At 64.4% G+C, this 22,878-nt stretch carries 15 protein-coding genes and 1 tRNA gene; 9 read left to right on the plus strand and 7 right to left on the minus strand.

The genetic code is table 11. From position 1 onward, the window contains the following. Positions 1-106: 106 nt before the first annotated feature. The 5 genes from dapD to C1720_RS10990 all read right to left on the minus strand — a co-directional run bounded on the left by dapD (position 107) and on the right by C1720_RS10990 (position 10,283). The gene (gene dapD / locus C1720_RS10970) at positions 107-940 is read right to left on the minus strand and encodes a 2,3,4,5-tetrahydropyridine-2,6-dicarboxylate N-succinyltransferase (protein ID WP_102284224.1); all 834 of its coding nucleotides are present in this window, start codon (positions 938-940) and stop codon (positions 107-109) included. Between the two features lie 53 nt (positions 941-993). After that, complete coding sequence (locus tag C1720_RS14640; RefSeq protein WP_158241714.1) at positions 994-1,758, minus strand: DUF805 domain-containing protein; 765 nt, start codon at positions 1,756-1,758, stop codon at positions 994-996. Positions 1,759-1,798: 40 nt separating this feature from the next. Further along, the gene (gene dapC, locus C1720_RS10980; protein ID WP_102284225.1) at positions 1,799-3,007 is read right to left on the minus strand and encodes a succinyldiaminopimelate transaminase; all 1,209 of its coding nucleotides are present in this window, start codon (positions 3,005-3,007) and stop codon (positions 1,799-1,801) included. A 429-nt stretch (positions 3,008-3,436) separates the two neighbouring features. Beyond that, entirely contained in the window at positions 3,437-7,714 is a 4,278-nt protein-coding gene (cobN, locus tag C1720_RS10985; RefSeq protein WP_233199948.1) for a cobaltochelatase subunit CobN, read from the minus strand. 574 nt (positions 7,715-8,288) lie between these two features. Beyond that, entirely contained in the window at positions 8,289-10,283 is a 1,995-nt protein-coding gene (locus C1720_RS10990; RefSeq protein ID WP_199170995.1) for a TonB-dependent receptor plug domain-containing protein, read from the minus strand. Positions 10,284-10,455: 172 nt separating this feature from the next. On the opposite strand from C1720_RS10990, the gene C1720_RS10995 reads away from it, so the two are divergent. From C1720_RS10995 to C1720_RS11030, 8 genes are all read left to right on the plus strand, one after another. Next, on the plus strand, positions 10,456-10,917 hold the full coding sequence (locus C1720_RS10995) for a CBS domain-containing protein (RefSeq protein WP_050714336.1): 462 nt from the start codon (positions 10,456-10,458) through the stop codon (positions 10,915-10,917). 2 nt (positions 10,918-10,919) lie between these two features. Then, positions 10,920-11,996, plus strand: coding sequence for a chorismate synthase (aroC, locus tag C1720_RS11000; protein ID WP_102284227.1), 1,077 nt, complete (start codon positions 10,920-10,922; stop codon positions 11,994-11,996). Between the two features lie 400 nt (positions 11,997-12,396). Then, a complete protein-coding gene (locus tag C1720_RS11005) occupies positions 12,397-13,383 on the plus strand; it encodes a FecCD family ABC transporter permease (RefSeq protein WP_102284228.1) in 987 nt (328 codons plus the stop codon). A gap of 140 nt (positions 13,384-13,523) precedes the next feature. Beyond that, on the plus strand, positions 13,524-14,330 hold the full coding sequence (locus C1720_RS11010; RefSeq protein ID WP_439650758.1) for an ABC transporter ATP-binding protein: 807 nt from the start codon (positions 13,524-13,526) through the stop codon (positions 14,328-14,330). A gap of 66 nt (positions 14,331-14,396) precedes the next feature. After that, complete coding sequence (gene cobO, locus C1720_RS11015) at positions 14,397-14,978, plus strand: cob(I)yrinic acid a,c-diamide adenosyltransferase (protein ID WP_102284230.1); 582 nt, start codon at positions 14,397-14,399, stop codon at positions 14,976-14,978. 523 nt (positions 14,979-15,501) lie between these two features. After that, positions 15,502-16,389: a 50S ribosomal protein L11 methyltransferase gene (prmA, locus tag C1720_RS11020; protein WP_102284231.1), complete on the plus strand. Its 888-nt coding sequence runs from the start codon at positions 15,502-15,504 to the stop codon at positions 16,387-16,389. A 365-nt stretch (positions 16,390-16,754) separates the two neighbouring features. Next, positions 16,755-19,751: a DUF349 domain-containing protein gene (locus tag C1720_RS11025; protein ID WP_102284644.1), complete on the plus strand. Its 2,997-nt coding sequence runs from the start codon at positions 16,755-16,757 to the stop codon at positions 19,749-19,751. A gap of 60 nt (positions 19,752-19,811) precedes the next feature. After that, positions 19,812-19,886 (plus strand) — tRNA-Arg (locus tag C1720_RS11030). Positions 19,887-19,992: 106 nt separating this feature from the next. On the opposite strand, the gene C1720_RS13260 is transcribed toward C1720_RS11030, so the two are convergent. Continuing rightward, the gene (locus tag C1720_RS13260; protein ID WP_146007002.1) at positions 19,993-20,712 is read right to left on the minus strand and encodes a hypothetical protein; all 720 of its coding nucleotides are present in this window, start codon (positions 20,710-20,712) and stop codon (positions 19,993-19,995) included. Positions 20,713-20,720: 8 nt separating this feature from the next. Continuing rightward, complete coding sequence (locus tag C1720_RS11035) at positions 20,721-21,128, minus strand: hypothetical protein (protein ID WP_146007003.1); 408 nt, start codon at positions 21,126-21,128, stop codon at positions 20,721-20,723. A gap of 496 nt (positions 21,129-21,624) precedes the next feature. Between C1720_RS11035 and gspF the strand changes: the two genes are divergently transcribed. Further along, on the plus strand, positions 21,625-22,842 hold the full coding sequence (gene gspF, locus C1720_RS11040) for a type II secretion system inner membrane protein GspF (RefSeq protein WP_102284232.1): 1,218 nt from the start codon (positions 21,625-21,627) through the stop codon (positions 22,840-22,842). The last annotated feature ends 36 nt before the right edge of the window (positions 22,843-22,878 follow it).

The raw sequence follows: 22,878 nt of genomic DNA on the forward strand, positions 1-22,878 counted from the left end.
AGAAGCAAATTAAGGCGGCAAAAAATGGCGTTTGCGCACATTCCACTAGGACCCAATGCTATGAATCGAGGAGCTAGATCATCTCCGCAACCATCCCCTTTGGCCTTCAGGGGCGCAGCAGGTCGTTGATGCTGGTTTTGGCGCGCGTTTGCGCATCCACGCGCTTGACGATGACGGCGGCATACAGGCTGTAGGGCTGGCCGCTGGCGGTCTGCCGGGGCAGGCTGCCGCTGACCACCACGCTGCCTGAGGGCACGCGGCCATAGCTGATTTCGCCGGTTTCGCGGTTGAAGATGGGCGTGCTCTGGCCCAGATACACGCCCATGCCGAGCACCGAGTGTTCTTCCACGATCACGCCTTCCACCACTTCGGAGCGCGCGCCGATGAAGCAGTTGTCTTCAATGATGGTGGGGTTGGCCTGCAAAGGCTCCAGCACGCCGCCCAGCCCCACGCCGCCTGACAAATGCACGTTTTTGCCCACTTGCGCGCAGCTGCCCACGGTGGCCCAGGTGTCCACCATCGCGCCTTCGTCCACGTAGGCGCCAATGTTCACGTAAGAGGGCATGAGCACCACGCCCTTGCCGATGAAGCTGCCGCGTCGCGCCACGGCGGGCGGCGCCACGCGCACGCCGCTGGCAGCCAGCGCAGCGTCGTCCATGCCGCCGAATTTGGTGGGCACCTTGTCAAAAAAGGCCAATTCGCCCGCCCGCACGGGCGCGTTGTCAGTCAGGCGAAAGGAAAGCAGCACGGCTTTTTTGATCCACTGATGCACCGTCCACCGCCCCACGCCTTCGCGCGTGGCCACGCGCAGGCGCCCCGCGTCCAGCTCGGCCAGCACGTGCCGCACGGCCTCGCGCACGTCAGCCGGGGCTTGCGCGGGGGAAATTTGCGCGCGGTTTTCCCACGCGGCATCAATGGTTTGCTGCAATAGCTGGGGCATGGGTTTCTTTCGGGTTGAGTGAGTGAATCAGGGAGATCAAGCAAGGCGCGCCATCACCACGTTGGGTCTTGGCCGTAATCGTTGCGGCCTTCTTCGCTGGGCTGCACGAGCCAGAACAGCAAGACCAATGCGCCGATGATCGTGATGTAGAGCAGCTGCCACCAGCCGCTGCGGCCCACGTCGTGCAGGCGGCGGGCGCCCACGGCAAAGTTGGGGATCAGAAAGGCCAGGCTGAGAACGAGCGACAGGTTATCGGCAAGGCTTTGGGACACAAAAGTCAAAACCAAAAGCGCCATGTTCAGCAAAAACTGAAACAGCATGAAATACCAGTATTCCGCCCGCCGCGCGCGCCCGGAAAAGTCGAAATATTTCCGGAAGCACTGCTGAATGGCCCACAAAAAGCCGGCGCTGCCGTCATCGCTGCTGGAACGGCGGCCTGCGCGGCTTGATCTGCTGGCCGCTGCTGCGCCGCCAGCGGACCATTCATGCGCATGGCCGCCAGGCGGCACGGAAGACGGCCCTTGAGCGCGGTGCGCCACTTCCAGCTCTGGCACGGCGGCCACGGCGCGGCCGGGCGCGGCTGGCGGCGGGGGCGGCAGCTGCTCGCTGGCATGCGGAGCCGGGGGCTGGGTCGCCCGCTCCCACAGTTTGGTGAGCTTGCTGGCGCGCACCCACTCGGTCATGCCTTCGCGCCAGACGAGCGTGTCAGGCATGACAGTGCCCTTGCGCGCCAGCCGCGCCAGTTCGCCGCCCGTGCACGGGCCGAATTTCTCTTGCCCAACGGCGTACCACCAGATTTTTTCTGAACCGTCACTCATCACTCATTTCCTCAGGGTTTGAAATCGGTAAAACCAGCGTTCAATCAGGGTTGCCGCTGATGAACGCCGCGATGCGCCGCGCCGCTTGCACGCATTCATCCACCGGCGCCACCAGCGCCAGGCGCACGCGGCCCGCGCCCGGGTTGAAGCCCGCCGCCTCGCGCGCCAGAAAGCTGCCTGGCAGCACCGTCACATGGCACGCGGCATACAGCGCGCGGGCAAAGGCCGCGTCATCGCCGCCAAAGGCGGGCGGCACCCCGGCCCACAGGTAAAACGACGCATCGGGCAGGCGCACATCCATCACCGGCTGCAAGATGGGCATGACCTGCGCGAACTTGTCGCGGTACAGCCGCCGGTTTTCACGCACGTGCGCTTCGTCGCCCCAGGCAGCGGCGCTGGCCGCCTGCACTGCGCCGCCCATCGCGCTGCCGTGGTAGGTGCGGTAGAGCAAAAACGATTTGAGCAGCTGCGCATCGCCCGCCACGAAGCCCGAACGCAGCCCCGGCACGCTGCTGCGCTTGGACAGGCTGGTGAGCATGACGAGATGGCGCCAGCCGCGCCCCAGCTGCATGGCCGCCTGCAAGCCGCCCAGCGGCGGGGCGTCGTCGTCAAAGTAAATCTCGCTGTAGCACTCGTCAGAGGCAATGACAAAGCCGTGCCGCTCGCTCAGCTCAAACAGCATGCGCCATTCGTCCAGCGGCATCACCGCGCCCGTGGGATTGCCGGGCGAGCACACGTAGACCAGCTGCGTGCGCTGCCACACGGCCTCAGGCACCTGGTCCCAGCGCGGCGCGAAATTGCGCGCCGCGTCGCTGGGCACGTAATGCGGCTCGGCGCCAGCCAGCAAGGCCGCGCCTTCGTAGATTTGATAGAAGGGATTGGGGCAAACCACCGTGGGCCGCGCCCGCGTGGGGTCAATCACCGTCTGCGCCAGCGCAAACAGCGCCTCGCGCGAACCCAGCGTGGGCAGCACTTGCGTGGCCGCGTCCGCCTGCACGCCGTAGCGCCGCCGCAGCCAGGCCGCGCAAGCTTCGCGCAGCAGCGGCAGCCCCGCCGTGGCAGGGTAGCCCGCCAGGCCATCGGCCAGCGCTTCATCCAGCGCCTGCCTGATCAGCGGCGGCGCGGCGTGGCGCGGCTCGCCAATACCCAGGTTGATGTGGCGCAGCGCCGCAGGCGGCTGCACACCGGCAAACAACTGGCGCAGCCGCTCAAAGGGATAGGGCTGCAAACGGGCAAGGCGGGGATTCATGAAACAGGCCGTAAACGAGAAGGGCCGATTGTGACGGACTTGCGACGGCCGCAAAGCCCCCGCCCGCTGATTCGCGCAGGCCGGCGTGGCAAATCTGCGGCACTTCCATCTGCAGCGCTTTCATTTGTGGCGCTGGGCTTGCAGCGAGCCGCTGAGGCCCGCTTCAGCGCTTTTCCTGGCTTTCTTCCAAGATGGCATCAAAAACAGGAGCAAATTTGATGGGGTTCAAATACCGCTCATCGCAGATTCCACTAGGACGTCATGCTATGGATTGATGAGCAATAAAAGAGGCTTTCAGAACTGTGCAACGGTTGCGGGCGCTGGAGCGGGGCAGTTTCTAGGGCCGTCATAGAGCAGGCATTGGCTTTGTGATGGATGCCGCCCGCGCCCTTTTGGGGGCGCGTTGGGGGCGCGCTTTTGCTTGCTTGCCTACCTGCACTTGCGTCCGGCGCGCGCCTGGCTGGCTGCGCCGACGGCCATGAGGGCGAGCAGGGCGCAGATGGCGATCAGGCGCTGCCAGTCGGTTTCGTCGCTGCCATCAGGCGGGGGGGGCGGCTGCTGGCGTTCGAGCTGCATGCCGCGCACGGTTTCGGCGGGCGGGGTGTCGGCGGCTTGTTCGGGCGGTGTTTTGGGCGGTGTTTCGGGCGGTTGTTCAGCCTGCGGCTGGGCGGGCTGCTCGGTCGGGGCGGCCGCAGCGGGCGCTTCCAGGCCGAAGCCGGGGGCCGGGGCTGTGCTGGCGGGGTCATTGACGAAGGCGGTGAACGGGGCGTTTTCGCTGCGCACGTCGTATTTGCGTGCGAGTTCGACGTAGCGGGCCTTCAGATCGGCCAGCGTTTGCTCGTCGGTGCGCCAGTAGCCCTGGCGGATGGCTTCGACCATGCGCTCGATGGTTTGGGCCTGGGCGTGGGGGTTGTGCTTTTCAAACCATTGGTTCAGGCCCAGCTGGTGTTTGTCGCGCACGTAGACATCCATCATTTCCTGCCACTGGTCGTCGCGCACGATTTCGCGGGAGACGGCGGTCCAGCCCCAGAAGTTGTTGGTGGCGTCGAGCACTTCAAGCGTGCCGGCATAGCCTTCGGCCATCAGGCCCTTGATGTAGCCGGGGTGGAACTGGCGGGTGGACAGTTCTTTGGCCAGGAACTGGGCGGCGGTTTCGAGCCGTTCGCCGCCCGCCTTGCGCAGGTTGCTGATGTACAGCTGCGGCGCTTTGCCGTCGAGGTGGCGCACGGCCAGGCCAATGCCGCCGAGGAACTGGAAGGGGTCGTCGGTGGTGAGCATGCCGTAGACGTTGGAGGTGCGCGAGAGCACGGCGCCTTCGGTGCCGCGCAATTGTTCGGCGTAGAGGTTGGGGGCGTCCTGGGCGCTGGCTTTGCCGCTTTCTTTTCCACTGGCTTTGCCGCCGCCTTCATCTTCGCCATCGCCTGCCAGGGTGCTGCCCCATTTGGCGGCGTTGGGGCCGTAGGCGTATTGCATGCGCGAGAGGTAAAGGCGGGCGAGCTTGCGGTCGCCCTCGGCCTTGCCTTGCCACTGGCCGGTGTCCATGGCGGCGTAGTTGATGCCGGTGCCGTAGCGGCCCGAGGCGGAGGAGAAGATGCGCGTTTGCGCGGCGTCCAGCGCGTCGGCTTCGCTCATGCCGCCTGCGCGCAGTTTGCTGGCAATGCGGCGGGTGTTGGCGGCAATGGGGTTGTCGGCTTCGCTTTCGCCTTCGGCCTCGGAGGCGAGCTTGGCGGCCTGGGCGAGCTTTTCCATGATGTTGGGGAAGTGGTCGCGGTACAGGCCGGTGGCGGAGATGACCACGTCCACGCGCGGGCGGCCCAGCTCCTGGCGGGGGATGAGGCGCACGCCTTCCACGCGCCCGCCCGCGTTCCACACCGGCTCCACGCCCATGAGCCACAGCGCCTGCGCTTCGAGCAGGCCCTGGTGGCGCATGGTTTCGGCAGACCACAGGGAAAAGGCGATCTTGGCGGGGTATTTGCCGCCGTTTTGCTGGCGGTGGGCTTCAATGAGGGCGTCGCCCGCTTTTTTGCCCGCTTCCCAGGCCTGTTTGGGCGGCACGCGGCTGGGGTCAAAGCCGTAGAGGTTGCGGCCCGTGCGCAAGGTGTCGGGGTTGCGCACGGGATCGCCCCCGGTGCTGGTGGGCACGTAGCGGCCCGCCAGGGCTTGCAGCAGGCCTGCGTTTTCGCTGCTGGCGTCCAGCGCCTGCCACCACGCTTTGCCTTGCGCCAGCTGCTTTTGCAGCTCTTCGGGCAGATTGGCGGGGGTTTTGCCGTCAAGGGAGTCGGCCAGCAGGCGGTAGCCGGGGTTTTGGTCCAGCGCTTCGTAGTTGATGACGAGGGCTTCGTCCAGCTCGCTTTCAGGCACGCCGGCCTGGCGGGCGGCGGCTTCCTGGTAGGGCTGGCCCAGCATCATCATGGCGGTGGCGATGCGGTGCCCGGGCGTGGCGGCTTCGCCGAAGGTGTGCAGGCCGATGGGCTGGATGGTTTGCGCCAGCTCGTGCAGGTGCACGTGCAGCGCGTCCACAAAGGCAGGGAATTCGGCCCTGGCTTTTTCGGGCGCCCAGGCCATGTCGGCCATGAGGCGCTCTTTTTCGGCCATTTTCAAAATGTCGGCGGCGTATTGCGCCTTGACGGCGCCTTCGTCTTGCGCCAGCCATTTGTGCAGCAGCTCGTGGATTTCTTCCAGCTTGTCGTGCAGGCCCGCCGGGCGCAGGGCGGCGGTCTGGTGGCTGATGGTGACGGCGCGCCCCCGGCGCTTGGCCTGGGTGGCTTCGCCCACGTTGTCGATGATGTAGGGATAGACCACGGGCACGTCGCCCACGGCGAGCATGGGCGGGTCGAACAGGGACAGGCCCCGCTCCTTGCCCGGCAGCCACTCTTGCGTGCCGTGGGTGCCGAAGTGAATGAGCGCGTCGCGCGCGGGCGAGGCTGCGGGCGGCAGCGGGTGTTTTTTGGCCGCTTGCAGGGCTTTTTCATCCATCACGCCCTGGCGCACCCAGAGGTAGGCGGCCAGATACGAGTGGGGCGGCAGCGCGTCGGCCTTGGTGGAGTGGTAGAGGGCGGCTTCGCTCAGGCTGCCTTCGCCAGCGTTTTTGTCCACGCCTTTGTCGCTGCGGCCCATGAGGGGCAGCAGGGCCAGGCGGCCCATTTGCAGGCGGGGAATGACGAAGTAGCTTTTGCCGCCTTGCTGGATGACGTAGGCCGAGCGCTCCGGCTCGCCCCAGCGCTTGCGCATGGCCGCTTGCGTGGCCGCAGGCAGGCTTTGCAGCCACTGGCGGTATTGCGCCACGGGCAGCAAGGCGGCCAGGCCGTCTTTGAGCAGGCCGGGCAGCTCGCCGTCGCGGTAGCCGGGGGCCAGCAGGCGCTGCACGCCGGCAATGAGTTTTTCTTCTTCGGGCGGCTCGGGCACGTCATAGCCCGCCGCGCGCAGGGCTTTCATCACGCTGATGAGGCTGCGCGGCACGTTCATGAACGAGGCGGCCACGTTTTTTTCGCCGCCGGGGTGGTTCCAGAAGATGAGCGCCAGCTCTTTTTGCGCGTTGGGCTTGCGGCGCAGGGCGGCCAGGTTCAGCGCCTTGCCGGCCATGGACTGCATTTGTGCGGGAATGGCGGCGATGGCCTCGTCGCCGCCCTGGCGCACGGCAGAGGCAATCTGGATGTCGGCCACGCCCGCCATTTCAGGCTGCGTCATGTAAAAGGGAATGCTGGCCATGGGCAGGCCGTGTTCGTCGGCGGCCCAGGCGGCTTCGTCGCCCGTGCGGTAGGTGGTGGCCTGAATGACGGGCAGGCCCAATTCTTCAAATTCTTTCCGGCGGCCTTCGGCGTTGAGCGTGATTTGAAAGCTGACGATGGCGTCGGCCAGCGGGGCGGCATCGGGCTGCCCGCTGGCATTCGCTGCGGCAAAGGGGCGCAGCAGCTTGCCGATGTCGCCAGCGGGCAGCATGCGGTCGTAAATGGGCATGGCAATGGCGCCTGTTTTTTCGATGCGCTGCACCAGGTCGTCAATAAAGCCCGTTTGCATGCCCGAGATGTATTCCTGATGGATGGACAAGGCGATGATGGGCGGCCGCTCGGCCTGGCCCTGAATCTGCGCCTGGCTCAATCCCTTGAATTTCAGAAATTCGGGCACGCTGGCAAAAACCAGATCGGGCGCTTTTGGGTGATATACGGCGGATTTTGGAAAGACCACGGGCGCGGGCAAATCAGCCGGGGCGGGCTTTTTGTGAACAATGGCCGAAAGCAGCGCGAGAAAGTTTTTCATGTTGCGCTCGCCGCCATTTTCATAATAGGCAATCAGGTTTTTAAGCTGCTTTTCGTCAAAACCGCCGGCCAGCGGCGTTTCCGATTCATGCAGCCAGGCGAAATAAGGCGCTTCAATGTTTTTCACGATGTCGCCCATGGCCGCCAAGGTTTGCGGGCGCATGGGCAAATCCAGCAAAACGGCTTCATGGCCCTTGAGCCGCTGCGGCTCCAGCGCGCCCGCGCCCGCGCCCAACGGCACGATGTATGAATCCACGGCCAGGCCGTAGGGCGCGGCCATTTGGGCCAGTTCGTGAAATTTGCCCTTGGGCACGTTGGACGTGGCGATGAACAGCAGTTTGTGCGGCGCGCCGCCTACTGGCGGCTGGGCCAGGGCAGGCCAGGCCAGCCAGCAGGCGGCCAGCCAGAAAAGAAGAAAACGGCGCAAAAGACCAAGGGCGAGACGGGACATGGCGTATCTGGCTGGGCGGTTGGAAAAGAGGCGGTTGCGGGCAGCGGACCGGGTGGCGCTTTTGGGCATCCAATCGGCCGCAAGTCCTGATGGAATCAGCGCGGGCAGCTATCTTTTTTGAAGCCCATGACGGGTGCAGGATGGCCCTTGCGCGAAAGCGGCCCGCAGGGCAGGGCGCACGGAACGGGCTGGAATGCCAGGCCGGCAAACCGGAAAAGCAGCGGGGCAGGGCGCTGATTCAGGAAAGAGCATATTCATCACTGCCATCCGGAATGAATCCGGCCATGCGCATGAACGGATATTTCCGGATGGGCGGGCCAGGTGAAAACGGACAAATGACATGGCTGAAGATTCGGCGCTTTCATTTCGTCAATGCGCGGCGGCATTTCTGGCGCCGTATTTCATTCATGGGCCTTCCGGGCCGCGCGCCCCTGCTTGAGCAGGGGCTGCTTCTCATCAAAAACAGAAGCAAATACAGACCCCATAAAAGGGCATCCTGCGCAATCTCCTTGCGGACCTCATGCTATCAAACAAGGAGCGAAAAAAGCCTTTTCGCAAGGGCTGCGCAAGCGCATCAGAAATCGGCCCGCACGTTCACGGCCAGGGTGCGGCCGCGAATGGCGTAGCCAAAGTTGTCTGATTTGTCGGCCAGGCGCACGTTGCCAATGTTGTCCACTCCCACGCGCCAGCTCAGCATCTTGTTGACTTGCTGGCCCACGCTGAGGTTGAACAGGGTGTAGGCGGGCAGGCGGCCGCCGCTTTGGCTGATGCGCTGGCGGCCCGTGTAGTCCAGCCCCAGGCGTGCGCTCAGGCCCCAGGCGCCTTGCCATTGCAGTTGCGAGTGCAGCACCTGGCGCGGGCGGCCGGTCAGTTCCACGCCGGAGTTGCTGTCTTTGGTGCGCAGCAAGGTAAGGTCGTTGTTCCACTTGAAGCCGGGGGCGAAGGCCCAGCTCAGGCCCAGCTCCGCGCCGCGCACGGTGGCGCGGTTTACGTTGTCGTACTGGTAGGTGACGCGCACCAGCCGCCCCATGCGCTGGCGGTTGACTTCGCGGAAATAGATCAGGTCTTTGACGCGGGTGTGAAACAGCGTGCCGCGCAGCGAAAGCGGCCCGGTGGTGTAGTCGGCCCCCACTTCAAACGAGGTGGAGCTTTCGGGCTTGATGCGGGCGTTGCCCAGGAAGGTGTGCGGGCCTTCGGCGCCCACGTAGTTGGGCGATATCTGCTTGAGCGTGGGCGCCTTGAACGCGCCGCCCACGCCGCCTTTGATGACGAGGTTTTCACTCGGCTCCCAGACCAGGTAGGCGCGGGGGCTGACGTGGTTGCCAAAGATCTGGTGATGGTCCACCCGCACGCCCAGCGTGGCGATGAGGTGGCTGGCAAAGGCGAATTCATCTTGCGCGAACAGGGCCTTGTGCGTGGCGCTGTCTTTGCCGCCGGTCAGCCCGGCGTTGATGAGTTTTTCGCGCCGCCATTCGCCGCCGGCGGTGAGGCGGTGGCCGCCCATGCGCCACTGCACGAAGCCATCGCCCACCACGTCGCGCATGTCTTGCGGGCGCGTGGGCGCAACGCCGTTGGTGCGGTGCGTGCTCACGCCAATGGCGCTGCGGTAGGCGCGCAGCTGCGTTTTGACGTCGTTGCCGAAAACGCCGTTCCACTGGCCGTAGCCGTGGTCGCGATTGACTTTGTAGGTGTTTTGGTAGGGCGTGGCCCGGGCGCTGCGCGCCACGTCGTCGTAGAAGCGGTCTTCGCTGCCGTGCTGAATGCCTGCCTCGAAGGTGTGGCGGGCGTTGAGCGCGTAGCGCGCCGAGAGGCTGCCGGAAGTGCTCCTGCGGCCTTCGATTTCGCTATAGCGCCGGTCTTCGCGCAGGGCCACGGGATTGACGTGGCTGCGCTCGGCATTGACGCGCAGCGCCAGCCCTTGCGCCACGGGGCCGCCCGCGTACACAGCGGTTTTGCCGCCCGTGCCGCCCCATTTGGCGCTGCTGGCGCGCTGGCCGGAGAGGCTGACCGAGCCTTCCCATTTGTCGGTGGGCCAGCGGGTGATGATGTTCACCACGCCGCCCAGCGCCTCGGAGCCATACAGGGCCGAGAGCGGGCCGCGAATGACTTCCACCCGCTCGATGGCAGAGGCGGGAACCCAGCCGTACTGGTAATCGGAGTGGCCCACCACGTCGTCCGAGGCGGCAATGCGGCGGCCATCCATGAGCACCAGCGTGTGCGAATCGTTCATGCCGCGCAGGGTGAAGGTTTTGCGCCCGCCCACCTGGCGCGCCGAAAGCGTCAGGCCCGGCGCGTCTTCAATCAGGGTGAGCAAGTCTTCATCAGGGCGGCTGCTTTGCTGCAGCGTCTGGCGGTCAAACACCGTGACGGAAGCGGGCGCGGTGCGGGCGTCTTCTTCGCTGCGCGTGGCCGTCACGGTCACTTGCGGCAGCACGGCCTGCTCCTGGTTTTTTTTCTGCTTCTGCACATGGGCATGGCCCGCGTGCAAATCCTGCGACTGCGCGGCTCCGGCGCAAACCAGCAGGCTGGCAGCGGCCAAAACACTGAAACTCAAAGGGTGGCGCGACATGAAACAAGTCTCCTTCTAGCTGCGAGGCTCGTTATTTTGTCACAGCGAATAACAAGCGTTATCAGTCAGGGTCTATGCGCCAGCGGCGCTCTATTCAGGTTTCATCCAGAAGCGCCAGCCTTGGACTGGGCTATATTCATTTCCTTCTTTTCCCCGCACTCAAGAGGCCGCCATGAAAGTCAGCGATATTTTGCGAATCAGGGGCAATACCCTGTTTACCGTGCAAGCTGGCGAAACCCTGGAGGCGGCCATTGCCGTCATGGCTGAAAAAGACATTGGCTCGCTGGTGGTGGTGGAGCATGGCGAGCTGGCGGGCCTGCTCACTTTTCGTGAAGTCATTCTGGCGCTGGCGCAAAACCGTCCGCTGGACAGCATTCACGTGCGCAGCGTGATGAATGACAGCCCCCTGACTTGCACGCCCGAAACCGACATGGAAGAAGTCAGCCGCATGATGCTCAAACACCATGCCCGCTACATGCCCGTGATGGATCAGAAAATGCTCATGGGCATCATCAGCTTTCACGACATGGCCCATGCCGTGGTGAGCAGCCAGGATTTTGAAAACCGCCTGCTCAAGGCATTTATCCGGCAATGGCCGCAAACCGACGGCGGCGAACAGGGCAGGGCGGCATAAAAATGGCAGGCAACACGCTGGGCACTTTGTTTGCCGTGACCAACTTCGGAGAATCCCACGGCCCGGCCATCGGCTGCGTGATTGACGGCTGCCCGCCCGGCATGGCGCTGGCCGAATCTGACATCCAGCCTGAGCTGGACCGCCGCCGCCCTGGCAGCAGCGCCTTTGTCACACAGCGCCAGGAAGCCGACCGGGTGGAAATCCTCTCGGGCGTGTATCAGGGCCAAACCACCGGCACGCCCATCTGCCTGCTGATTCGCAACACCGACCAGCGCAGCAAAGACTATTCAGACATCGCGCAAGCCTTTCGCCCCGGCCACGCCGATTACGCCTACTACCGCAAATACGGCATCCGCGACCCGCGCGGCGGCGGCCGCTCATCCGCGCGCCTGACGGCCCCCACCGTGGCCGCAGGCGCCGTGGCGCGCAAATGGCTGCGTGAGCGCCACGGCACGCAATTTCAGGGCTGCATGACGCAGCTGGGCGAGCTGCCCATCGCCTTTGAAAGCTGGGACTACGTGGCGCAAAACCCGTTTTTCGCCCCTGTGGCCGACACCGCCGCGCTGGAAAACTACATGCGCGCGTTGCGCAAAAGCGGCGACTCCTGCGGCGCACGCCTGCGCGTGACGGCCCGGAACATGCCCGCCGGGCTGGGCGAGCCTTTGTATGACCGGCTGGACGCCGACATCGCCCACGCCATGATGGGCCTGAACGCCGTCAAGGGCGTGGAAATTGGCGACGGCTTTGCCTGCGTCACCCAAAAAGGCAGCGAACATGGCGACGCCATGTTCCCGGGCGAAGCGGGCCGCCCGCGTTTTGCCAGCAACCACGCGGGCGGCATCCTGGGCGGCATCAGCACGGGGCAAGACCTGGAGGTAAGCGTCGCCATCAAGCCCACCAGCTCCATCCTCATTCCCCGTCCTTCCATCAACACGGCAGGCGAAGCGGTCGAACTCATCACCAAAGGCCGCCACGACCCTTGCGTCGGCATTCGCGCCACGCCCATCCTGGAAGCATTGCTTGCTTTGGTCGTCATGGATCATGCGATGCATCAGCAAGCGCGCCGCGCTACGGCTTAATTTTTTGGATGAGGAAAAGCTCTAGCCCGACGCTATCCGCCGAAAACAGTTCGACCGAGAACAGTTCGAGCTTGCGCATTTTTTGTTGGAGAGAAGATTGCTTAACTTAACATAAGGCAAATTATGGGAAGCTATTGGGTGAAGCGCGATGCTAAGAACGATGCTTCCCGCTCAATCCCATCAGAGGCAAGGTGAGGTTGCTGGTAACGCAGGACATGCATGCTTTTTCCAGCAACTCGAGGAGCACCTTCAATGAGTCTTCGCCAGCACGTAGAGCGCCCACGCTTTTAATCAGCGCCAAAAGCGGCAGGCCCGCAAGGCACAGCAGCCTGCGGCTTGTCTAACCCCATGTCTGACTCTCATCCATGAAAATCCGGCCGATTTGGGCCGTTCGTGATTCATGCCTGCCGTTTTCCGTCTTGTTTTCGCCTTGTCGTTGGCTGGCATCGCCTTGGCCTGCCTGGGGCTGGGCGTGGGCAGCACGGGCTGGCGCAGTTTGTGGCAGATGTGGGGCGATGCAGCGGCCTGGCAGATCGTGTGGGATGTGCGCCTGCCGCGCACGCTGGGCGCCTGGCTGGCCGGGGCGCTGCTGGGGCTGGCCGGGGCGGTGGCGCAGGGGCTGTTTCGCAATGCGTTGGCAGATCCGTTTTTGCTGGGCAGCGCCTCGGGGGCCACGCTGGCCGTGGCGCTGGCGCTGGCCGTCATGGGCCTGCCGCTGGCTGCCGCTGGTTGGCTGGCGCGGCTGGGGCTGACGGGGGCCGCTTTTGCGGGGGCGCTGGGCGGCGTGCTGCTGGCGCTGGCGCTGGCGCAAGGGGCGCAGAACACGCTGCGCCTGTTGCTGGCAGGCGTGGTGGCGGGCTATGCGCTGGGGGCATGCAAGGATCTGATCACGCTGGCCGCGCCTGACATCTTGCAGGCCATGCAGCTTTTCATGCTGGGCAGCAGCGCCTTCGTGGGCTGGGCGGGCTGCGCGCTGATGGCCGCCGCGCTGGCGGCCTGCCTGCTGGCGGCCTGGGCGCTGGCCCGCGTGCTGGACGCCCTCTCGCTGGGCGAGGCCACGGCGCGGAGCCTGGGCCTGCCCTTGCCTGCCGCCCGCGCCGCGCTGGTGGCGGTGCTGGCGCTGGCCACGGGGGCGGCGGTGGCGCAAACGGGGCTGATTGCTTTTGTCGGCCTGGCTGCGCCGCACGTGGTGCGTCAGCTCGCTCCGGTGCGCCATGCCTGGCTGCTGCCCCTGGCGGCGCTGGCGGGCGGCACGCTGCTGCTGGCAGCTGACATCGGCGCGCGCTGGCTGCTGGCGCCGCAGGAGCTGCCTGTGGGCGTGCTCACAGCCACGCTGGGCGGCGGTTATCTGCTGTGGCTGATGCGCCAGCAGGCGCGCAGGGAATGAAGCCGCTTGGAAGGATTGATTTCGCTCCATTATTTATAGCAATACGTCCTAGTGGAACGTGCGCGAAAGGCGTTTTTAAACCACTTGAATTCGCTCCTCTTTCTGATGCCCCAGATGCATTGCCCAGAAACCGTTTCGCCGTGAATCCGAACCCCCATCCACCCAGCCCCCCTGCCCTGCAAGCTGAAAACATCACCCTGCGCCGTGGCGGTCAGAGCGTGCTGTGCGGCGTGCGCCTGAGCGTGCCGCTTGGGCGCTGGCTGGCCGTGGCGGGGCCGAACGGCGCGGGCAAATCCACCTTGCTGCAATGCCTGGCCGGGCTGCTGCTGCCACATGAAGGGCAGACGCGCGTGCTGGGGCAGCCGCTGGCGGCGCTGACCGGGCCGCAGCGCGCGCGGCGCGTGGCCTGGCTGGGGCAGGCCGAAGCCGTTTCAGGCGAGCTGACGGCGTGGGATGTGGCCATGCTGGGCCGCCTGCCGCACCAAGGCTGGCTGGCCACGCCCTCGGCCGCCGATCGTGAAGCGGCCGAAGCCGCCTTGCGCGACACCGGCGCGTGGGCCTGGCGCGGCAGGCCGCTGGGCCAGCTCTCCGGCGGCGAACGCCAGCGCGTGCTGCTGGCCCGCGCCCTGGCCACGCAAGCGCCCGTGCTGCTGCTGGACGAGCCGCTGGCCAATCTGGACCCGCCCCACCAGGCCGACTGGATGGCGCTCATGCGCCGCCACGTGGCAGCAGGCGGCGCCGTCATCAGCGTGCTGCACGAGCTGGGCATGGCCTTGCAGGCCGATGACCTGCTGCTGATGCGGGCGGGCGGCGTCTTTCACTGCGGCCCCGTGCAGGAAGATGCCACGCGCCGCGCCCTGCAAGCGGTGTTCGATGACCGCATCGCCATCCACCCCTTGCCGCCAGCGGCCGACGGCAGGCCCCAATGGGCGGCCATTGCCGTGTGAAATGGATTTTGAAACGGGCTTTGAAAATGGCCTTTTTTCTTTTTTAACCAGGTTTCAACGCCAAAAATGCAAATCGAAAATCCACCCACCGAACGCACAAACCCCCGCCCCGAAGGCGAAAGGCGCGGCCTGATCATCATCAACACCGGCGATGGCAAAGGCAAAAGCACCGCCGCATTCGGCCTGGCCTTGCGGGCATTCGGGCGCACGCACGTTCACGGCAAGAAAATTCACATTTTCCAATTCATGAAAGTGCCCAGCGCCCGCTTTGGCGAGCATCGCGCTTTTGAAAAACTGGGCATTCCCATCGAAGGGCTGGGCGACGGTTTTTCATGGATGAGCAAGGATATTGAGAAAACCGCCGAACTGGCGCGCCAGGGCTGGCAAAAAGCGCGCACGGCCATTCTGGATGGCGAGCATTTTCTGGTGGTGCTGGATGAAATCACTTACCCGCTCATCTACGGCTGGCTGCCTTTGCAAGACGTGCTGCAAACCCTGGCCGAACGCCCGCGCCATGTGCACGTGTGCCTGACGGGCCGCCGCTGCCCGCAGGAGCTGATGGACGTGGCCGACACCGTGACGGTGATGGAAATGCGCAAACACGCCTTCAGGGCCGGCATTCCGGCGCAGCGGGGTATTGAAGATTGAATAGGCCGGCTGACGGCCCGGACATGAAGCCGAAACACATCTGAAACACCCCGCGCCCAGCCGCCGCATTTCTTCTTCCGAAAAAGAAGGCAGAAGGCGTAACGCAAAACGGCCCATGTGGGCCAGCCGTTTCTGGCCTTGGCCTCGTCTGACAGCAAAACGGCCGGCTGCCCGCACAGTCATAACGGCGAGAGAAGAAGGAACTTAGGCAAAGGCCCAATTTCGCTTCTGAATTCATAGCTGCATGTCCTAGAAGAAATTGCGCAAGACGGTTTTTTGGGCCCCTTGAATTTGCTCCTGTTTCTGAAGTCATTCGGCGGATGCAGGCCGCCCCTAAGCCCTGTGCAGTAGCCATCCAGCCCGGCCAAGACTGGCAAGGCCGCAGAGCGCCCGAGTCCGCGCTTTCGCGCCTGCGGACGGGCATTGAACAGTCTTTCAGGGCATCCGCCGCCTGCCGGCTTGCCGCAGGCCGGACAATCCGCCCTCCATCCGGCAGCCGCCTGCCGCAACTGAAGGAAGCCCCATGTTTGAACTGCGCCTTGTCGCCCCTGAAGACCGCGTCGAAACCCTGTGCGACGCGCTGGATGCCCTGCAAGCCCTGAGCGTTTCGGTGGAAGACGCCGATGCCGACACATCCGCCGAGCGCGCCCTGTTTGGCGAGCCGGGCCTGCCTGCGCCCGCACAAGGCTGGGCGCGCTCCAGCCTCGTGGCCCTTTTCGCGCATGAAAACGAAGCCCGCGAAGCCGCTCGTTTGCTGGCCCCGCAAGACTTTTTCGCGGGCTGCGCCGTGGCCTCTCTTGGTCCTGTGCCCGAGCAAGACTGGGTGCGCCTGACGCAATCGCAGTTCGCGCCGGTTGAAGTGGCTCCCGGTTTTTGGATCGTGCCCACCTGGCACGAAGTGCCCGATGGCGCGCGCCAAGTCATGCGCCTGGACCCGGGCCTGGCTTTTGGCACCGGCACGCATCCCACCACGCAGATGTGCCTGCGCTGGATTGCCCGCCAGCGCATGCAGGGCCAGCGCGTGCTCGATTACGGCTGCGGCAGCGGCATTCTGGCCATTGGCGCAGCCCTGCACGGAGCGGGCGAAATCGACGCGGTGGATATTGACCCCGACGCCGTGGCCGCCACGCAAGGCAACGCCGCTGCCAACGGCGCGCGCGTGCGCAGCGGCCTGCCCGAAGCGGCCAGCGGGCTGTATGACGTGGTGCTGGCCAACATCCTCGCTTCACCCCTCAAAGTGCTGGCCCCGCTGCTGTGCGGCCACGTTGCCGCTGGCGGCCACCTGGTGCTGGCCGGCGTGCTGGAGCGCCAGACGCAAGAGCTGCAAACCGCCTACGCCCCCTGGCTGGCGCTGCAAGTGGCCGACACGCAAGACGGCTGGGTTTTGCTGACGGCGCAACGCCCTGTCTGATGGCCTGCGTGTGATGGCCTGCGTGGCCTTCATTGATTTCCCATCGGTCAAGACCGTCTCAAAAGGGGCAGCGTAGATATGACGCAGGCAAAAGAGTCAAAGGGCGCAAGCGCCATATAAGCCGTAGACGCAAAATCAGCTCCTGGATTAATAGCATGATGTCCTGATAGGTACAGCGCGAAAGCCTCTTTTTAGTTCCTGAATTTGCTCCTGTTTTTAAATCTTTTCTGCGCTTTCCCGCAGGCGCGGCCCTTGTCCCCAAGCCGCAAGGCAAGGCGCTGGCACGCGCGGAAAAGCGGGCAAAAGCAGGGACAATAGCCGCCGTTTTTCGTTCTCCTCTTCAGGCCGCAGCGGCCTTTTTGTTCATGTTCCCCTTCTCCCGCGACAGCAAAGACCAGCCCGAAACCCCTGCTACCAAGCCCGCAGCCGAGGCGCACCCGCTGGATGCGCTCACGGGCGGCGCATTTTCAGCACCCACATCGGGCGAGCGCGCCGCGCGCATCCGCGCCTGGCTGGCTACCAACCCGCCAGCGGAGCAAATGCAGCAAGTGCACAAGGAGCTTTCCGCCAAAGACAAAGGTGCGGCCAAGGCGCTGCGCGAGCGGCTGGACGAAATCAAGCGCGCCCACAGCCAGCAAGCCGTGGCTGCCGAATGGGCCGCCAAAGCCGAAGCCCTGCTGCAAGCCGCACGCCTGAACATTGCCGACGCCCTGGCCTGGAAGCGCGACGCCGCCCGCGCGGGCGCGCCCCTGTCACGCGAGCCGCTGCTGGGCCTGCGCAGCCAGCTGGACGAACGCATCAAGGCGCTGGAAGATTTGCAACAGCGCGCGCTGGTGCAGCGCGAAGCGGCTGCGTTGCTGCATCAGCGCATTGAACTGCTGTCCACCAAGCCCTGGGCCGACGCCGATGCTGTGTGCGCCAGCCTGCAAGCCGATGTGGACCACTGGCGCGAGCAAACCGCCGCCTTGCAAGCCGACACCAACTGGGCTAGCGTGGATTTGCGCTACCCCCCGCAAATTGAAGCCGCGCAAGCGCAACTGGCCGCTGTTTGGGACGCCTTCAGCGCTGCACTGGAACAGACCCGCGCCGCCGCGCAAGACACCGCCGCCGCGCTGCCTCCCGTGCCTGTGTGGGCCGATGAAATCCGCGCCGCCCGTGGCCTGCCGACCGAAGCAGGCGAAAAAGCCGCCGCCGAAAAAGCCGCCGCGCGCGCCAAGATTGACCCCGCCCAGCGCCAGGCCGCCACAAAAGCCGTTGAAGCGGGCGTGATGCTGCTGGAGCAAGCCGTGCAGGCCGGCAACAGCAAAGACACCCACAGCGCCGCCGCCGCGCTGCGCCAATCGCTCAAAAAACATGGCCGTCTGATAGACGATGAAAAACTGGAAGCACGCGTACACGCAGCCCTGGTTTCTGCAGGAGAGCTGCAAGGCTGGCAGCGCTGGAGCGCCGACCAAATCCGCGAGCAGCTCGTAGCCAAGGCTGAAGCCCTGCTCATCCGCCGCCCGGCCAAACCCGTTGAGGCCACGGCAGAAGCGCAAAAAGCGCCGGAAACCGCCCCTTCTGCGGACATTCCTTCGGACATTTCACCAGCCGCTTCGCCTGCCGAAGCCCCCCAGGCCAGCGACAGCGGCGCGCTGCCCGCCGATGCGCCCGCCAGCGCGCCGGAAACCGCCGCCAGCGCCGCCCCCGAGGTCGACGCTGCGGCCCCGCAAGCGCCTGCCGCCGAAGAAATCCTGACCCCCGCCCTCACGGGCCGCAAGCTGCAAGAAGCCCTGCGCAAGCTGCGTGAGGAATGGAAAGCCGCCGACCAGGGCAGCGCCCCCAATCACGCCCTCTGGAAACGCTTTGACCACGCCTGCAACCAGGCCCACCAATTCGTTGAGCAATGGCTGGAAAAAGCCCGCGAAGAAAGCGCTGCTCACAAAGCCGCCCGCCTGAGCCTCATTGAAGAAGCCAAAACCTGGGCTGCCGCCCTGCAAGGCCAGGCCCAGTCTGACTGGAAAGCCATCAACCGCCAGCTCCACCAGTTCGCCGACCGCTGGCGCAACGCGGGCCACCTTTCCGAAAAAGCCTTTGCGGAACTGCAAACGCAGTGGAAAGCCGCCCTGGCCGCCGCCTCCGCCGGGCTGCAAGCTGCGCAAAAGCAAAGCGCCGAACGCCGCCAGGCGCTCATTGAAGAAGCGCGAGAGCTGGCCGCTGCCGCCACCTTGCGCGTGGATGCCGTCAAAGCGCTGCAACAGCGCTGGCAGGCCGAAGCGCAAGCCGTGCCGCTGGATCGCCGCCACGAGCAAAAGCTGTGGGACGCCTTCCGCAAACCGCTGGACGAAGCCTTTGGCCGCAAGAGCGCCGAACGCGAAAAAGCCCAAGCCGCCAGCAGCGCCCATGACCAGGCCGTCATGCAAGCCGCCCAGGCCCTGGAAGCGGCCAACGCAGCTGGCGATGCCGCCCAAATCCGTGCCGCCATGACGGCGTTGCAAGCCGCCTTGCGCAACCAATCTGCCGCCCCGGCCGCTGAAGCCGCGCCGCAAACTGCCGAAGCCGCACCGCAAACTGCCGAAGCCGCGCCGCAAGCTGCCGAAGCTGCGCCCGCTGAAGCCGCCAATACCGCGCCAGCCCCCGAAGCCCCGGCCGCCGAAGCTGCGCCTGCTGATGATGCGGCGCAAGCTGAAAAAACTGCTGCGCCCAAACCCGCCCGTCCCCTCATTGCCATGCGCGGCGACGACCGCCCCGGCATGAAAAAAACCGAAGCGGCCAAACCCGGCCGCCCCGGCGAACGTGGCCGTCTTGGCGATAGCCGACGTGAAAACCGGCGCGACGGACGCGAAGGCCCCGGCAGCCGTGATGGCCGCCGCCCGCTGCGCGACACCCGCGAGCCGCGAGCCGAACGCACCCGCCTGGGCGACGCCGCCTTCCGCGCCCAGCGCGAAGCGCTCGAACACGCCCAAAGCGCCCTCAAGAAGCTGGCCGCGCAAGCCCACGGCGAAGCCCTGACCCAGCTCATGACCGCTTGGCAAGAGCGCGACGCCGCCCGCCTGCCCGCCGCCGGCGAACTGGGCAGCGCCCTCACCGCAGCGGCCCGCAACGCCTGGGCGCAAGCCATCGGCAGCGCCGCCAGCGCCCCTGCCAGCGAAGCCGCCACCGCCCTGCTGCGCCTGGAAATGGCCTCTGAAGCCCCCACGCCCGCCGAGCACCTCACGGCCCGCCGCGCCCTGCAACTGCAACTGCTCACGCGCCGCAACGACCCCGCCCCGGCCGACACCTGGACGCAAGACGCCGCCCAGGTTTTCGCCAGCGCCTGGACCGAAGCCGACGCCCGCCGCCTGCAAACCGCGCTCAAGGCGCTGCTGCGCGGCAGGAAATAAACGAAAAATCCCTTCGGCAGAAGGCCACACGCCCCTACAATCGCGCGCTTTTGCCGCTCAGCCGCCATAGTTCAATGGATAGAACGAACGCCTCCTAAGCGTTAGATGCAGGTTCGATTCCTGCTGGTGGTACCAAATTCAAGTCTTCAAGCCCGTCCTGCTTTGCCTGACGGGCTTTTTTCTGGAGCGCGGATCAAGATGGGCTGTCAGCAGCGCTGTATTCGTACTCTTTGCACGCACTTCAGCGGCTGGTTTTCTTTGGCGCCATGACGAAGCGGGCAATATCTTGGTGGCGCCGGGCGTACGGATTTGCTGTGGCTGCATCCAGCGGTAGTTGCCGTAATTGTTTACCATTTTCGCGGAATGGTATCCCGTATATTTCATGCACTGTTGTTTCATCGGGCCTGAAATAAACTTCAGGATAGCCGCCGCGAAAATCAATTCCGTGAAAATGATATGATCTTATGTTTTCATTGTGCGCGATATTTGGATTGTAGCCAAAGATATTCACGGGCACGAATCCAACACCAAATTCTTGTTTCACTGGAACCCCTTCAACACAGAACATCAACTCGCCTTTTCTTTTGATTGCGATCTTCAAAGTGCCAAGATCCGGACACGGGCATTCCCCAAGTTCATAACCAACTTCATATCCGCCTTCCAGAAAATTGGAAACGCTGAACCTTGCATCCTGGATATCTCGAACGCGGAAACTGCTGGCACTGCCATAAATCGTTGTACCTTGATATTTCCATATCCCCTTTCCTCCGCTGACCACTGGCTTTGCCAGCATGTGGCTGAAAGCACTGCAACCCGTCAGAAATACGGCAGTAAAACATAATAGTAAGACCTTCTGCATTTCAGGCTCCTCTCGATTTCGGCATGGGAAACGCCGGTTTTTCTGGTTGCTTTTTCCTGTTCCTAGGATAAATCTGTTGCCTGCCATCGGCGTACGGAACATTTTCTGGTTTATTGATCCCGGTTCTTCATGATACTTTGAACAGCCTCATCATAACGCCTTTCATAATTTTCATCCCCGCATGGCGATATGCGCTTTAATTCGGATATTTTATTGATCAACAGCTTGACATTTTCATGGCAATCGTCCCACATGGCCCTTTGCATCACGACAAGCATTGGATCCATGATATCAAATTCATCTGCCGAACAATGATCCAGATATTCAATATAAGCCTTCACATAATATTCAAACGCATTTTTGCCCATCCACCCCAAGTCTTCGGCATAATATTCCTTTTCGGCAAACATGGCTACAGCCTCCTTGAGTGATTTGCCAAAAAAATGCTGAAAGGCTATCCGCTCATCCAGGTTCAGGAGATGGGTCGGGCTTATATCGGCAAGACTTGGCAGCTTCATGTTATTCAATCCAGAATGGCTTTGGCATAATATTTGCTCCCCGCCTGACACGATCTATGAATAAAATCGCGTTTTGCAGCAGGATCCAAATAGATTTCCAAGAAAGCAGCGGGTTGTATGTATCAGAGTCGATTTTGGAAATTGGGTCCGGACATTCTGCCCGATGGATTGTCTCCTTGGCCTTCAGCACATTGCCTGGCTTTTGCGCGTGCCCTGGCGCCGTGCAGTTCACTTGCGCTTTCACTCCCGGGCATGGCGGCCGGTATCGCGTCATCTGGCTGTTGGCTTTGCATGGCCCACACCCCTGCCTGGCGCACGCTGCCAGCGAGATGGCCCACGGCGTTCGGCTGGCGGGCAAAGCTGTTTCAAAATCTGGCGTTTTGTCTGGTGGTTTGCCAGACAGAAGGCCATTATTCGAGGCGCTCTGCAAGGTCTCGCCCGAAAGTGGCTGTTGCCGCCGCCATTTTTCACATTCTGTTTTTTCAAGCCTTTCGTCATGCCCGCCTATTCGTTTGAAGCCTTGCAGCCCGACGGCAAGACCCGCAAGGGCGTGCTGGATGCCGATACCGCCCGCGCCGCGCGCGCCCAGTTGCGCGCGCAGGGTCTTGCGCCGCTGGATGTGCAGGCCATTTCTGCGGGCGATGCCCAGCGCGCCCTGGGCGGCGCAAGCCGCCGCCGCGCGTTTGACAGCGCCCAGCTTGCCGTGTGGACGCGCCAGCTTGCGGGCCTGGTGGCCGCCGGTTTGCCGCTGGAGCGCGCGCTGTCCGCGCTGGCTGACGAGGCGGAAGACGAGGCGCAGCGCCACTGCATCGCCGCGCTGCGCTCGGAGGTCAATGCGGGCGCGCCGCTGGCGCGCGCCATGTCGCAGCACCCGCGCGATTTTTCGGGCATCTACACCGCCGTCATTGCCGCTGGCGAGCAGGGCGGCCACCTGGAGCAGGTGCTGGAGCGGCTGGCCGACGATCTGGAGGAGCGCCAGGCGCTGAAAGCCAAGCTGCTGGGCGCGGCGCTGTATCCGGCCATCGTCACGCTGGTGGCCATCGTCATCGTCATTTTTCTGGTCAGCTACGTGGTGCCGCAGGTGGCTGCCGTTTTCGCGGGCGCCAAGCGGGCGCTGCCCTGGCTGACGGTGGCGATGCTGGGCATCAGCGATTTCGTGCGTGCCTGGGGCTGGTGGCTGCTGGCGGCGCTGGCGCTGGGCGCGGCCAGCTTGCGGCTGGCGTTGCGCAATGCCGCTTTGCGCCAAAGTTTTGATGCCGCCTGGCTGCGCCTGCCGCTGCTGGGGCGCCTTTCGCGCGGCTACAACGCCGCGCGCTTTGCCAGCACGCTGGCCATGCTGGCCGCCGCCGGCGTGCCCATCTTGCGCGCCTTGCAGGCCGCCGCTGAAACCCTGGGCAACCAGGCCATGCGGGCCGATGCCGAAGACGCGCTGGTGATGGTGCGCGAAGGCGCGCCGCTGGCCAGCGCCCTGGCGCAGAAAAAGCGCTTTCCGGGCCTGCTGGCCATGTTTGCGCGCTTGGGCGAGCAGACGGGCGCGCTGCCCGCCATGCTGCAACGCGCCGCCGGGCAGCTGGGCACTGATGTGCAGCGCCGCGCCATGCAGGCGGCCACGGTGCTGGAGCCGCTGCTCATCGTCGTCATGGGCGCGGTGGTCATGCTCATCGTGCTGGCGGTCATGCTGCCCATCATCCAGCTCAATCAGTGGGTGAAGTAGCTGAAAGGGCGGCCTTGATTAGCTCATTTATTAATA

This window comes from Ottowia massiliensis, assembly GCF_900240305.1.
Lineage (GTDB): Bacteria > Pseudomonadota > Gammaproteobacteria > Burkholderiales > Burkholderiaceae_C > Ottowia > Ottowia massiliensis.

Coding starts and splice junctions, on each gene's coding strand:
- dapD (WP_102284224.1), bottom strand. CDS start 940: ATGCCCCAGCTATTGCAGCAAACCATTGATGCCGCGTGGGAAAACCGC.
- C1720_RS14640 (WP_158241714.1), bottom strand. CDS start 1,758: ATGAGTGACGGTTCAGAAAAAATCTGGTGGTACGCCGTTGGGCAAGAG.
- dapC (WP_102284225.1), bottom strand. CDS start 3,007: ATGAATCCCCGCCTTGCCCGTTTGCAGCCCTATCCCTTTGAGCGGCTG.
- cobN (WP_233199948.1), bottom strand. CDS start 7,714: ATGTCCCGTCTCGCCCTTGGTCTTTTGCGCCGTTTTCTTCTTTTCTGG.
- C1720_RS10990 (WP_199170995.1), bottom strand. CDS start 10,283: ATGTCGCGCCACCCTTTGAGTTTCAGTGTTTTGGCCGCTGCCAGCCTG.
- C1720_RS10995 (WP_050714336.1), top strand. CDS start 10,456: ATGAAAGTCAGCGATATTTTGCGAATCAGGGGCAATACCCTGTTTACC.
- aroC (WP_102284227.1), top strand. CDS start 10,920: ATGGCAGGCAACACGCTGGGCACTTTGTTTGCCGTGACCAACTTCGGA.
- C1720_RS11005 (WP_102284228.1), top strand. CDS start 12,397: ATGCCTGCCGTTTTCCGTCTTGTTTTCGCCTTGTCGTTGGCTGGCATC.
- cobO (WP_102284230.1), top strand. CDS start 14,397: ATGCAAATCGAAAATCCACCCACCGAACGCACAAACCCCCGCCCCGAA.
- prmA (WP_102284231.1), top strand. CDS start 15,502: ATGTTTGAACTGCGCCTTGTCGCCCCTGAAGACCGCGTCGAAACCCTG.
- C1720_RS11025 (WP_102284644.1), top strand. CDS start 16,755: ATGTTCCCCTTCTCCCGCGACAGCAAAGACCAGCCCGAAACCCCTGCT.
- C1720_RS13260 (WP_146007002.1), bottom strand. CDS start 20,712: ATGTTCCGTACGCCGATGGCAGGCAACAGATTTATCCTAGGAACAGGA.
- C1720_RS11035 (WP_146007003.1), bottom strand. CDS start 21,128: ATGAAGCTGCCAAGTCTTGCCGATATAAGCCCGACCCATCTCCTGAAC.
- gspF (WP_102284232.1), top strand. CDS start 21,625: ATGCCCGCCTATTCGTTTGAAGCCTTGCAGCCCGACGGCAAGACCCGC.